General features: G+C 60.1%; 11 protein-coding genes. 3 read left to right on the plus strand and 8 right to left on the minus strand.

The annotated features are described in order from the left end of the window. Positions 1 to 442, plus strand: a 442-nt coding sequence (locus C934_RS31735) for a LysR substrate-binding domain-containing protein (protein WP_018856243.1), incomplete at its 5' end; no start/stop codon positions are given. 147 nt (positions 443 to 589) lie between these two features. Here the strand turns inward: C934_RS31735 and C934_RS0108275 are convergent. The 5 genes from C934_RS0108275 to C934_RS0108295 are packed head-to-tail and all read right to left on the minus strand — an operon-like array spanning position 590 to position 5,143. Beyond that, positions 590 to 1,447: a transporter substrate-binding domain-containing protein gene (locus C934_RS0108275; protein ID WP_018856244.1), complete on the minus strand. Its 858-nt coding sequence runs from the start codon at positions 1,445 to 1,447 to the stop codon at positions 590 to 592. A 36-nt stretch (positions 1,448 to 1,483) separates the two neighbouring features. Then, complete coding sequence (locus C934_RS0108280) at positions 1,484 to 2,266, minus strand: ABC transporter ATP-binding protein (protein ID WP_018856245.1); 783 nt, start codon at positions 2,264 to 2,266, stop codon at positions 1,484 to 1,486. Then, complete coding sequence (locus C934_RS0108285; RefSeq protein ID WP_018856246.1) at positions 2,263 to 3,003, minus strand: ABC transporter permease; 741 nt, start codon at positions 3,001 to 3,003, stop codon at positions 2,263 to 2,265. Before C934_RS0108285 ends, C934_RS0108280 begins: the two co-directional genes overlap by 4 nt. Then, on the minus strand, positions 3,003 to 3,722 hold the full coding sequence (locus tag C934_RS0108290) for an ABC transporter permease (RefSeq protein WP_018856247.1): 720 nt from the start codon (positions 3,720 to 3,722) through the stop codon (positions 3,003 to 3,005). Before C934_RS0108290 ends, C934_RS0108285 begins: the two co-directional genes overlap by 1 nt. Next, on the minus strand, positions 3,719 to 5,143 hold the full coding sequence (locus C934_RS0108295; protein WP_026371664.1) for a M20 family metallopeptidase: 1,425 nt from the start codon (positions 5,141 to 5,143) through the stop codon (positions 3,719 to 3,721). Before C934_RS0108295 ends, C934_RS0108290 begins: the two co-directional genes overlap by 4 nt. Positions 5,144 to 5,317: 174 nt before the next feature. Between C934_RS0108295 and C934_RS0108300 the strand changes: the two genes are divergently transcribed. Beyond that, positions 5,318 to 5,953: a GntR family transcriptional regulator gene (locus tag C934_RS0108300; protein ID WP_018856249.1), complete on the plus strand. Its 636-nt coding sequence runs from the start codon at positions 5,318 to 5,320 to the stop codon at positions 5,951 to 5,953. 206 nt (positions 5,954 to 6,159) lie between these two features. Here the strand turns inward: C934_RS0108300 and C934_RS0108305 are convergent, their stop codons facing one another. Together C934_RS0108305 and C934_RS0108310 are read right to left on the minus strand one after the other, a co-directional pair. Next, entirely contained in the window at positions 6,160 to 7,368 is a 1,209-nt protein-coding gene (locus C934_RS0108305) for an MFS transporter (protein WP_018856250.1), read from the minus strand. Between the two features lie 59 nt (positions 7,369 to 7,427). Beyond that, positions 7,428 to 8,417 carry an AraC family transcriptional regulator gene (locus tag C934_RS0108310; RefSeq protein ID WP_026371665.1) on the minus strand — a complete coding sequence of 330 codons (990 nt, stop codon included), beginning with the start codon at positions 8,415 to 8,417 and terminating at the stop codon, positions 7,428 to 7,430. A gap of 234 nt (positions 8,418 to 8,651) precedes the next feature. Between C934_RS0108310 and C934_RS0108315 the strand changes: the two genes are divergently transcribed. Continuing rightward, entirely contained in the window at positions 8,652 to 10,631 is a 1,980-nt protein-coding gene (locus tag C934_RS0108315) for an ABC transporter ATP-binding protein/permease (protein ID WP_442965920.1), read from the plus strand. 88 nt (positions 10,632 to 10,719) lie between these two features. On the opposite strand, the gene C934_RS31740 is transcribed toward C934_RS0108315, so the two are convergent. After that, a complete protein-coding gene (locus C934_RS31740; RefSeq protein WP_018856253.1) occupies positions 10,720 to 11,619 on the minus strand; it encodes a LysR family transcriptional regulator in 900 nt (299 codons plus the stop codon). Between the last annotated feature and the right edge of the window lie 17 nt (positions 11,620 to 11,636).

Genomic DNA, 11,636 nt, shown 5'->3' on the forward strand with positions numbered 1-11,636 from the left:
CTCGCTTGCGCATGAGCGCTACTACCTGGCGGTTGGCCATGCCAATCCACTGGTAGCCAGGGACGAGATCAGCATCGATGATCTGCGCACTCAGAAGATCATCGCCTTCAACCGGCAGAACCTGTCGTTTTCGGAACGATACTTCAATGAGAAGTTCGCCGAATACGACCTCACCGCCAACATTGCCTTCAGCTGCGATGACACCTATGCGCTGGTGTCGCTGGTCTCTGCCGGGCTAGGCATCGGCTTTGCGCCGGAATGGACGCTTGATCTTCCCAATCGCGGCTTTGAGCTGAAGAAGGTAAGCGGGATCGACTTTAGGATCGGGCTTGGCATTGCCTGGAACAGAGAAGACCCGACCGCTGGCCGCGACGACATCGTCGACATTGCACGGTCGCTGGCAAGGCGAGGGCAGGCCGCCGATCGGTTGCAAGGACAATGACTGATTGCGAGTTCGGCTAGAAACAGAATATGCGGTCGTGGGGCAGTCGGTCCGCGTTTCAACCCCTGCCGTGACGCTGAGTTTTAAGCTCCGCTGTCGCGACCCGGCAGGGAGTCCCGCCGGGCCCATCGTTGTGAACGCTTCCACTCACTTCGGCGTAACGTCGAAGCCGAACCACTTTTCTGAAAGCGTCTTGATCGTGCCGTCGGCCTTGGCGGCCTCGATGGCGTCGTTGAACATAGCCTTCAGCTCGGTGTCGGACTTGCGCAGGCCAACAGAGCTGCCGCGACCGAGGAAGCCGCCTTGGAAGCGCGGTCCGGTAGTCGTCATTTCCTCGTTGCCCGGCTTTGCCGAGGCCGTCGTCAAATAGGCCATGGACGCCATCACCAGATCGACGCGGCCGGCCTTGAGGTCGAGATCATGTTCTTCCGTCGTCTTGTATTCGCGAACCTCGACGACGCCCTTCAAATACTTGTCGACGAAGGTCGCCGCGGTCGACGCGGTCTGAACGCCGATGATCTTGCCCTGCAGGGCAGGCTTGATCTTTTCGATTTCGGCGGCAGCCCCGGCCTCGTCGCTGGCAAGCGAGAAGACCTCGCCCTTTTCTGGCAGGTTTGCGAGCTCGCCTTCCTTGGCGGTCGCGAACGCCTGGCCGGTGGAACCGTACGAATTGCTGAAGGCGATGACTTCCTCGCGCTTGGTGGTTGCCGACATGCCGGAAATAATGGCGTCGAACTTGCCGGCATTGAGCGCCGGGATCATGCCGTCGAAGTTCTGCACGACGATCTTGCACTCGACCTTCATGTGGTCGCAGAGATACTTTGTCAGCTCGATTTCGTAGCCGTCGAGCGAGCCGTCGGGCTTGGTGAAATTATAGGGCTTGAAGGCGCCTTCGGTGGCGATCGTCACGGTCGTCCACTTCTTCTCTTCGGCGTGTGCAACACCGGCGGTGGCAACAAGTGCCGTTGCGGCTGCTGTCAAAAGTGCCCTCGAAAGAATTGTCATGTTTTGCTCCCCTTTTGTTGGTTTGGGTTGAGAGATTTACTTGCTGATGAACTGACGGAAACGGTCCGAGCGCGAACTGGCGAACACCTCCTGCGGCTTGCCGTCTTCCTCGACGCGGCCCTGATGCAGGAAGACGACACGGCTTGAGACGTCGCGGGCAAAGCCCATCTCGTGGGTGACGACCAGCATCGTGCGGCCTTCCTCGGCGAGCGCACGCATGACGCGCAGAACCTCGCCGACGAGCTCGGGATCGAGCGCGGAAGTCGGCTCGTCGAAGAGCATGACTTTCGGCCGCATGGCGAGCGCCCGTGCGATTGCGGCCCGCTGCTGCTGGCCGCCAGAAAGGTGGGCCGGATAAAAATTGCGCTTCTCAGCAATGCCGACCTTGGCAAGCAGCGCTTCGGCTTCCTCGACGCATTCCGCCCGAGACCGACCGAGCACATGAACCGGCGCCTCGATGACATTCTCGAGTACGGTCTTATGGGTCCAGAGATTGAAGCTTTGGAACACCATGCCGAGCTGAGAGCGGATGCGATCGACCTGGCTGCGGTCGGCCGGACGGCTGCCGTTCCTGGCATCGGGCACCATTCGGATCGTCTCGCCGGCAACGGTCACTTCGCCGGAGTTTGGCGTCTCAAGCAGGTTGATGCACCGCAGGAAGGTAGACTTTCCGGAGCCGGACGAGCCGAGGATAGAGACCACATCACCTTCGTGTGCATCGAGCGAAATGCCTTTCAGCACCTCGACGGGACCGAAGCTCTTGTGCAAGTTCTTGACGCTGAGCGCGATTGGGGAAGGGGAGGCGTTCGCCACTGTCATCGGGCGTCTCCTTCAAGTGCGGGAGCAGCCGGGACTGCCGGGTGGTGGGGAACGGGCTGGCGCAGGTGCGGGCTCAGCCAGTATTCGACGAGATGGACAAGGCGCGTCAGCAGGAAGTTGATCGCAAGATAGATCGCGCCGGCGACGATGAAGACCTCGATCGCCCGATAGGACTCCGAGATGATGCGCGCCGCAACACCGGTCACTTCCATCAGTGTGATGATCGAGGCAAGCGAGGTTGCCTTGACCATTGCGATCATCTCGTTGCTGTAGCCCGGCAAGGCCTGGCGGATCGCCAGCGGCAGCACGATGCGACGGAACTGCATGAGCCGCGGCATGCCGCAGGCTCGCGCTGCCTCAATCTGGCCGAACGGAACCGAGAGCAGACCACCACGGATAATTTCGCTTGCATAGGCCGCAGTGTTCATCGTCAGCGCCAATACCGCACACCAGTAGGCGTCGCGTAGAAACGGCCAGAAAATGCTGTGGCGCACGGCCGGAAACTGGCCGAGGCCGTAGTAGATCAGGAAGATCTGTACGAGCAGCGGCGTGCCACGGAAGACGAAGACATAACTGCGCGCGAACCATTCAAGCGGCGCAATGCCGGAGAGACGGCAAAGCGCGATCGCAAGCGCCAGCATCGCCCCAAGCACGATCGAGGTTGCGGCAAGCTCGAGCGTCAGCGGGATTGCCGAGACCAGGCTGACGAATGTCTCGAAGAGAAACGACCAGTCCATTAGCCCCTCCTCACGCCGCGCGAGAAGTGCCTTTCGGCACCGCGTAGGAAGAGACCTGAGCCTGTCGAGATGATCAGGTAGATCGCGCCCGCGATGACGTAGAAATCGAAGGGCAGGCCAGTCGATCCGGCGGCCACCTGCGTCTGGCGCAGGAGCTCGGCGACGCCTGTGATCGATACCAGGGCTGACTCCTTCAGCACAACCTGCCACACATTACCAAGCCCCGGAAGCGCATGGCGAAGGGTGAGCGGTGCGATGATCCGCCGGAAGCGCAGGGTCCTGCCCATGCCGCAGGCAATCGCCGCCTCGATCTCGCCGTGATGCACGGCCCTGAAGGCACCGCGGAAAACTTCGGTGAACTGCGCGCCCGAAGTGACGCCGACCGCAAGCGAACCAGCGAGGAAACCGGGGAAGCCGAGGAAGCCCTCCGCTCCGAACAGTCGGCCGATGGCGGTGACGGCCGCGCTGCCACCGAAATAGAAGAGATAGATGACGAGAAGATCCGGAATGCCACGCAGGACGGTCGTGTAGGTATCGGCGGCGATGCGAATGCCCCGTCCGCCTGATATTTTCGCCCAGGCGCCAAACGAACCGATGACTGCGCCGATCGAGTAGCCGGCAAGGGCAATCAGAACAGTCATCCACGCGCCGGCAAGCAGCGCCTTGCCCCAACCGTCACCGCCGAAGCTTACGAGCTCGAGGATCCCGGGCTGGTTCATGATGCCTGCCTTTCGGGAAGCGGTGGCTCGACGTCCTCGGGGATCGGATTGACAAACGGCGACCCATCGAGGCGAGCCTGAAGGTCCGCCTTGGCCGCCTTAATCAGCGCCGGATTTGAAATCAGCGCGATGGCGGTGCTCGCCATGACCTTCGCGGCATGCTCCGTTCCCTTGTGAGCAGCTGGAAGCTTGCCTTGCGCGACGAGCTGCCAGGAGTGGCCGGGCGTGCCGATCGCATAGGTGGCGCCGCGCATCTGCACCGTCGGGACGACCCAGCTGACGCTGCCGACATCGGTGGAACCGACGATCGTGCTGTCGCCGGCATAGAGAGGGAAGATCTCCTCGCAGAGCGGCTGGTCCTTTTTCGGCTTCAGGCCGAAACGGGCATAGGAGGAGGCGATGTCCTCGGCACTCATCGTCGCCTGGAACTTGCGCGCGGTGTCGCGATCGGCATCGTCGAAGACCGGCGGTCCGAGACGCTGGAGATTTGCAAACATCAATTCCTCGAGCGGCACATTGCCGACGAGGTTGGCGTCACCGCTGATCACTTCGCTACGCACCGAGGTCTCGGTCATCAAGGCTGCACCCTCGGCCACCTTCTTGACGCGGGCGACAAGCGACAGGAGCTCGGGCAGGTTGCGGGCACGAATAAGGTAACGCACCGTCGCCTTGGCCTGTACCACGTTCGGTGCCGAGCCGCCTGTGTCGGTCACGGCATAGTGGATGCGTGCCGTCGACGGCATGTGCTCGCGCATATAGTTGACGCCGACATTCATCAGTTCCACGGCATCAAGGGCACTGCGGCCGAGATGCGGCGTGGCCGAAGCGTGCGAGGCGCGGCCGCTAAAGTGGAAATTGATCTCGTTGCAGGCGAGCGATACCGGATTGTTCACTCCAGCAAAGGCAGCCGGGTGCCAGCAAATGGCGATGTCGACATCATCGAAGACGCCGGCGCGGACCATGAAGCCCTTGGAGGAGCCGCCCTCTTCGGCAGGGCAACCATAGTAGCGAATACGGCCCTTGACGCCATTTGTTTCGAGGAAGTCCTTGACGGCGGCAGCCGCAAGCATGGAACCGGCGCCGAGCATATTGTGGCCGCAGCCATGGCCATTGCCGTTCGCGAGCGCCTCGCGCTTTTCAGCCAGTCCAGCGACCTGGCTGAGGCCGGGAAGCGCGTCGAACTCGCCGAGGATGGCAATCACGGGTCCATCTTCGCCAGCTTCGCCCATGACGGCTGTCGGCAAACCGGCGATGCCGCGCTCGACGCGAAATCCTTCGGTTTCGAGCTGCCGCGCATGCTCTTCGGCAGAGCGATATTCCTCATAGTTCGTTTCCGGCATATCCCAGACGCGGTCGCTGAGCGCAAAAAAGGCCTCACGCTTTGCTTCGACGATGTCCCACACGGCTTCGGTGTTTTTCATGGCTTTCAAACCGGCTTCATTTCGCATAGTATCCAAAATTGGCGCCAATTTATGGTACAAATTTTATTTGTGCAATCCGTGTGCATGAATAAATTTTGGACAACCTCAAGCGGTTCTTACGCCTACAGAATCCGCGATTGGCGTGCTATCGGTGATGAAAAACGGGGAGATCGCATGGCAGATGTCGTGATGGAAGAAAAGGCGGAAGCGCCCGGCACGCGCGACGTGACAGACTTCATCCTGCAGGACATCCTGGCTGGCATTCTGCCTGCTGGGACGTGGTTGAAGCAGATTGACCTCGAACGTCGCTACAATTGTACCCGCCCCGAAGTGCGCCGTGCGCTCGATCGCCTGGCGCAGAAACGGCTAGTCGAGCACGTGCAGAACCGCGGCTATCACGTCTATGAGCCGGACGGCCGCCGGGCGCGGGAGGTCAGCGAAATTCGCGTCATTCTCGAAACGGCCATGGCTGGAACAATCATCCAGAACGGCTCGACAGAGGATGTCAGCACTCTCAGGAAGCTTGCCGAGCACTTCGATCAAATGGCGCTGAACGGCACGATGCTGGAGCTCTATGAGGCAAATCTTGCCTTTCACCGCCAGCTGCTGGTGCTCGGCGGCAATCTCGAACTCGTCGATCTCATCACCGAGATCCGCCAGAGAACCTCGTCCGCGCCGGTCTCCCAATGGCGCACACGTGCCCGCGTCGAACAGTCGGGCCGGGAGCACCACTTGATGGTTGATGCGATCGCTGCCGGTGAGACCGAACGGCTGAAGGATCTCATGCGGCAGCACATTCGTCAAAACTGAGGGTAGGGCACCCGACAAGCCCCAAGTTGACGATGCTATCCTGCTGCCCCCTCTGCATTCCTTGTATGAATTCGCTCGTTCGGCGCTGCAACCACAAAGGCCTCCGACGATCGCCGGGCGGCCTCATATCCAGAGCGAGGCAAGAGCGCCACTCTCTCACAGCAACTTCGGTCCGATTTCCTTGCTTCTCAACGCGGAAGTAAGGATCAACTGCGGGGCTGCGTCGACACCAAGGCGACCGTCGACGCAGCGAGGACCGCGGTAAGGGTCAAGGGTCCAACAGCGCCATAGTGGTCGACGATATAGCCGCCGAAAACCGCGCCGATACTGATGGCGATCTGAAACGAGACGACCATCAGGCTGCCTGCCGCCTCCAGAGCGTCGGGTGCCCCGCGGGAAAGATTGGTGGGCAGCACCACCGGCGCCATGCCGAAGGCGAAGCCCCAAAGCGTGACGAGGGCGAACGCAATACCGCTATGAGCGCCCCAGAGTACCAAAGAAAGTGCAGCAAACGCCATTAACGCTGCCGTGACAGCGAGCGCCAGGCGGATACTGGCGTCGGCCATTCTGCCACCAGCGACATTACCAATGACGGAGGCAATGCCAAACCCAAGCAGCGCCAGGGCGATCGACCTGGTTTCAAGGAGCGTCACCTGTTCAAGGAAGGGACGCACGTAAACCGAACCAGCAAAATGGCCCGTCATGAGCAAAAGGATAGCAAGCATGCCCAGTTGAATTCCACGCCGCCGTGTCAGCCTGAAAACATCAGCGAGACTGTTGCTCGTACTTGCAGGCAGTGTTGGCAAGCTAAGTGCCTGAAGAAGCATTGCAAGCGCGGCAAGCCCCGCTGTCATGGCCATGGCGGTGCGCCATCCCAGCCAGTCGCTGATCAAGGCACCCAACGATGGTGCAGCTATTGTCGCGAGCGACACGCCGAGGGTGACGATAGCCATGCCCCGGCCCGTCGCATTGGCGCCGACCAGCCTCGCCACGACGGCAACTGAGAGGGCCCAGAAACCGCTAAGTGCGATGCCCAATCCAGCCCGGCCCAACAACAACAGCCAAAAATCGGTCGCTAACGCTGCAAGTATATTGGAGCCGATCGCCAATGCACTGAGACTGACCAGCACCGTCTTGCGGTTCAATCTGCCGATGAGCACATTGCTCAAAAGAGCGGTGACCGCACCGACCGAAGCGGTGGCGGTGACGACTTGGCCAGCTGTTCCTTCGGTGATTCCGAGATCGTGCGCCAATGGCGTCAACAGACCCGCCGGCAGGAACTCAGCCGATACCAGCGCAAAGCTGGTGGCCGCCATCGAAAGTACGGCAAACCAGGTTGCCGCGCTCCACGTGGATGGCTCGGCGGTATCCAGGCCAATTGCTGCTACGTCAAGTTGCGATGTTGTGTCCGTCATCCCGTGCATCTCCTTAGGTTGGAGATGTCATAAACGAACTGTTCGGGATGATATGTACCTTAAAATCCGAAATCCATGTCAATTCGTCCGGAATTGGTGCGGCGCACAACGCCCGGTGAGACCCTCGTGATACGCTTGAAGGCGCGAGCGAAAGATGCCTCAGACTCATAGCCTAAGCGGGAAGCAACCTCGGCAACGGACAAACCGCTTTGCCCCAACAACTCGCGCGCAAGCTGCATGCGCAGACGGGCGAGATAGTGTGCTGCGCCCTCTCCCAAAATAGCGCTGAAGCGCTCGGCAAAGATCGAGCGCGACTGGCCTGCCACGCCGGCGAGGCTTTCAAGGGTCCAGTTATGGCCGGGGTCTCGATGCATGGCTGCCAACACACGACCGATGTGAGGATCGCGGATGGCGGCGAGCCAGCCCGTCGTCGATGCTCCGCTGCAATTGACCCAGCAGCGAATAAGCCTCGCTGCGAGCAAGTCCGCCATTCGCGACAAGACGGTCGCACTCCCCATTTGGGGCTGCGTCGCCTCCGCCGACATAGCTGCCAGCAGGGGGCCAACGACAGCGTCATTGCCGGCCACATCGCAGCCCTTGATGATCGGTGGCATCAGAGCGATCAAGGGGTTAAGCGCATGCGCACCCAAAGCCATGGAGCCGCAGAAGAGGGTGCTCGTCGCACCCGTTCCTTCGCGGACCACTTCGCAAACGTTGCTTCCAACCTTCGTTATCTGACAGCCTTTAAGCGAGTCGCCCTCAACATCTGGTGCGCTGGCCAATCGATGTTCGATGCCTTGCGGCAGAAGGACCAGATCGCCATCGTTCAACTCCTGCCATCCTTGGGTTTCCGTGTGGATCCAGCACGGACCCTGGCTGACAAAATGAAAACGAAGCAGTTGTTTTTGTGGAAAGGCGATGCTCCACGGATGTCTGAGTTCGCAGCGGCCATAGTTGACCCCGCTCAAGCGAAAGTCTTGCAGGACTTCGCTTAGCGCATCCATGGGAATGTTTGATGGCGACAACGGTTGAGACGAATGGTCAAGCATTTAGCCAATCTAGGTCTCGAGCGTCCAGCATTCAAGCAGTGTGGCCACGCGGCCCAATTGGGTTTCCTGCACGGTTCCTGTTCCTGATTTCAAATATACGCGGACCCTGCAGGATCGCGGCTAAATCCAAGCGCCGCGATCATAAATGAAAGCGGCTTTATCCAGCCACATGGATTGAAGGCCAAAGAAACCTTTCTGTTCTCAGTCCGTTATCGCGTGAGGGTGGACAGAAATGTGAATTCGAAATCGGTCGATCGGACCAATCCCTCCAATGGCGACATCCGCGCAGACGAGCCAACCAACACCGAGGTTGAGCCGCCGCCGGAGATTGTTGAGCCAGACCCCAAGTGGACGCCCGAGGAGGTCGAAAGGGCGCGGAAGAAATATCTGCTCAAGCGCTTCTGGATCAGCGCGAGGTGTTATTGGGGACGCCGCGGCGACAAGCTGGCCTGGCCGTGCTCGATCGGGCTGTTGATCCTCATTGGTGGTAACGTCGGCTTCCAGTACGGCATAAACATCTGGAACCGCTCCATCTTCGACGCGATAGAACAGCGCAACGCAAGCGCCGTCTATTTTCTAAGCGGAGTCTTCCTGCCGCTCGTGATTGGAAGTGTTGGCCTCGTCACGGCGCAGGTCGCCGTCCGTATGATGATCCAACGCCGTTGGCGCTCGTGGCTTACGACATCGGTGATCGGGCGGTGGCTCGCAAATGGCCGCTACTATCAATTGAACCTCATCGGCGGCGACCACAGCAATCCGGAGGCGCGTATTGCGGAGGATCTACGGATCGCTACTGAAGCTCCCGTCGATTTCGTCGCGGGCGTCATCGCTGCATTTCTGTCAGCCTCGACCTTCATCATGGTGCTCTGGACGATCGGTGGGGCGCTGACCCTCACTGTTGCAGGTTCGACTATCACCATTCCCGGTTTCCTCGTCGTTACTGCGGTGATCTACGCCGGGTTAACCTCCAGTTCGATGGCCCTCATCGGCCGCAACTTTGTTCAGGTCTCCGAGGCAAAGAACCAGGCGGAGGCCGAGTTTCGCTATACTCTGACGCACGTAAGGGAGAATGGGGAGAGTATTGCACTGCTCGGAGGCGAGGAGGAGGAGCGAAACGACCTCGACAGGACGTTCATCAAGGTGCTCGGCCAATGGGCGCTTCTTGCACGCCAGCATATGCGCACGACCCTCGTGTCGCAGGGATCGAGCCTGTTTGCGCCGGTCGTACCGGTTCTGCTTTGCGCTCCGAAATTTCTGGATGGCAGCATGACGCTTGGCGAAGTCATGCAGGCGGCGTCCGCCTTCGCCATCGTGCAGAGCGCGTTTGGATGGCTGGTCGACAACTACCCGCGCCTTGCGGATTGGAACGCCTGTGCACGGCGAATCGCATCGCTGATGATGTCTCTTGACGGGCTTGAACGTGCCGAACAGAGCGAAGCCTTGGGGCGCATCAAGCGCGGAGAAACCGAAGGTGAGGTGGTGCTCAGCCTGAATGATCTGGCCGTATCGCTCGACGACGGCACTGCCGTCGTCAAGGAGACACAGGTGACCATCGAGCCAGGCGAACGGGTGCTCGTTGCTGGAGAGTCGGGATCGGGAAAGAGCACGCTGGTGAGGGCGATAGCCGGGCTCTGGCCGTGGGGGCACGGCAGTGTCAATCTCCATGCCGACCGACAGCTTTTCATGCTGCCGCAACGGCCATACATCCCATCCGGGACGCTCCGCAGGGCGGTCGCCTATCCGCGTGGCGCCGAGGACTGGACGCTCGACGAAATCAAGGGTGCGCTGGAAAAATCAGGACTCGACTATCTGAACGACAAGATCGGGGAGGAGGCACCATGGGACCAGACGCTGTCGGGCGGGGAAAAGCAACGGCTCGCGTTCGCGCGACTTCTGCTGCACGATCCCGACATCATCGTTCTGGATGAAGCGACCTCGGCACTCGACGCGAAGAGCCAGGACAAGATGATGGAGATGCTGATCGACGAGTTGCCGAACGCCACCATCGTCAGCGTTGCGCACCGCGCCGAACTGGAGGCCTTCCATAGCCGCAAGATAACCTTGGAACGGCGCGATGGCGGTGCGAAGCTGGTCAGCGACATCGACCTTCTTCAGGGAAAGAAAAAGCGCAAGAGCTTTTTGCGTCTATTGGAGAAGCACAACCGAGAGCTCGCGCCGGATCCATCAGAGCGCCTCTCCTCAAGAGCAGTGTAAGAAGCCGAGTCACGTTCAATGACTCCATGTCAGCGCTCCTAAGAGCCTCCCCCGTCGTCAATCATATCTTGAAACTCCAAATTCGATACTAGCCGAGCAGCGTCATTTGCGAGGCCACTTGCTCCTCGAAGAATTTGGAAAAAGTAGCAATGCGCGGTGGCAGCGCCTGATAGGGCGGGTAGTAGAGCGTTAGCCACAGGTCGGGCGGCGCCCAGCCCTGGAACACGTGCACAAGGCGGCCGCTTCGCAGATGCTCGGCAATATTAAATCCGGGCAGCATCGCGACACCGGTCCCATCGGCAGCCATGTCGGCCAGCACTTCACCATTATTGGCACAGAAGGAGCGCCCCGCCGAAATCGTCATGCTCGATCCGCCGTCCGAAAGCACCCAGGTCTCTCTTCGGCTCTCGCCGCTATAGGCAAGGCAATCGTCTGGCGTCAGCTCGCCCGGGTGCTGCATGGTCACGTACCGGCTTCCCGGCGCTGCCACCAGAATACGAGGAACGACGCGAATCTTTCGCCAGATGGTGAACTTGTCGGACGGTTGGGAGGATATGCGGATTGCCAGGTCATAGTCGTCATCGACGATATTCACGAGCCCGTCCGACAGCGAAATCTCGAAGCTTATCCTTGGATAACGCTCCCTGAAGCCCGACAGTATCGGCGGCAGCACAGCTTTGCCGAACCAGGTCGGCGCGCTGATCCGCAACCGCCCTTCATCGGCCTTGTGAGCATTCATCACCTCCTTGCGCGCATCTTCCAGCATCGCCATCGCCGGCTGTATCTGGGCGGCAAACACAGCACCGTCAGTCGTCAGCGACACCTGCCGCGTGGTGCGCACGAAAAGTTGGAGGCCGAGATCGGCCTCCAGTGCGGCAATCGCTCGCGTCACCGCGGCGGGGGTCATGTCGAGTTCGCGTGCGACCTGGGCGAAGTTTCGCTTCTCGGCCGCCAAGAGGAATGTTTTCAGGGCTTTATAGTCGTTCATCTCGATTATTTCAAAAA

This window comes from Rhizobium sp. 42MFCr.1, assembly GCF_000377185.1.
In the GTDB taxonomy this organism is placed as follows: domain Bacteria; phylum Pseudomonadota; class Alphaproteobacteria; order Rhizobiales; family Rhizobiaceae; genus Rhizobium; species Rhizobium altiplani.

Coding starts and splice junctions, on each gene's coding strand:
- C934_RS0108275 (WP_018856244.1), bottom strand. CDS start 1,447: ATGACAATTCTTTCGAGGGCACTTTTGACAGCAGCCGCAACGGCACTT.
- C934_RS0108280 (WP_018856245.1), bottom strand. CDS start 2,266: ATGACAGTGGCGAACGCCTCCCCTTCCCCAATCGCGCTCAGCGTCAAG.
- C934_RS0108285 (WP_018856246.1), bottom strand. CDS start 3,003: ATGGACTGGTCGTTTCTCTTCGAGACATTCGTCAGCCTGGTCTCGGCA.
- C934_RS0108290 (WP_018856247.1), bottom strand. CDS start 3,722: ATGAACCAGCCCGGGATCCTCGAGCTCGTAAGCTTCGGCGGTGACGGT.
- C934_RS0108295 (WP_026371664.1), bottom strand. CDS start 5,143: ATGAAAAACACCGAAGCCGTGTGGGACATCGTCGAAGCAAAGCGTGAG.
- C934_RS0108300 (WP_018856249.1), top strand. CDS start 5,318: ATGGCAGATGTCGTGATGGAAGAAAAGGCGGAAGCGCCCGGCACGCGC.
- C934_RS0108305 (WP_018856250.1), bottom strand. CDS start 7,368: ATGACGGACACAACATCGCAACTTGACGTAGCAGCAATTGGCCTGGAT.
- C934_RS0108310 (WP_026371665.1), bottom strand. CDS start 8,417: ATGCTTGACCATTCGTCTCAACCGTTGTCGCCATCAAACATTCCCATG.
- C934_RS31740 (WP_018856253.1), bottom strand. CDS start 11,619: ATGAACGACTATAAAGCCCTGAAAACATTCCTCTTGGCGGCCGAGAAG.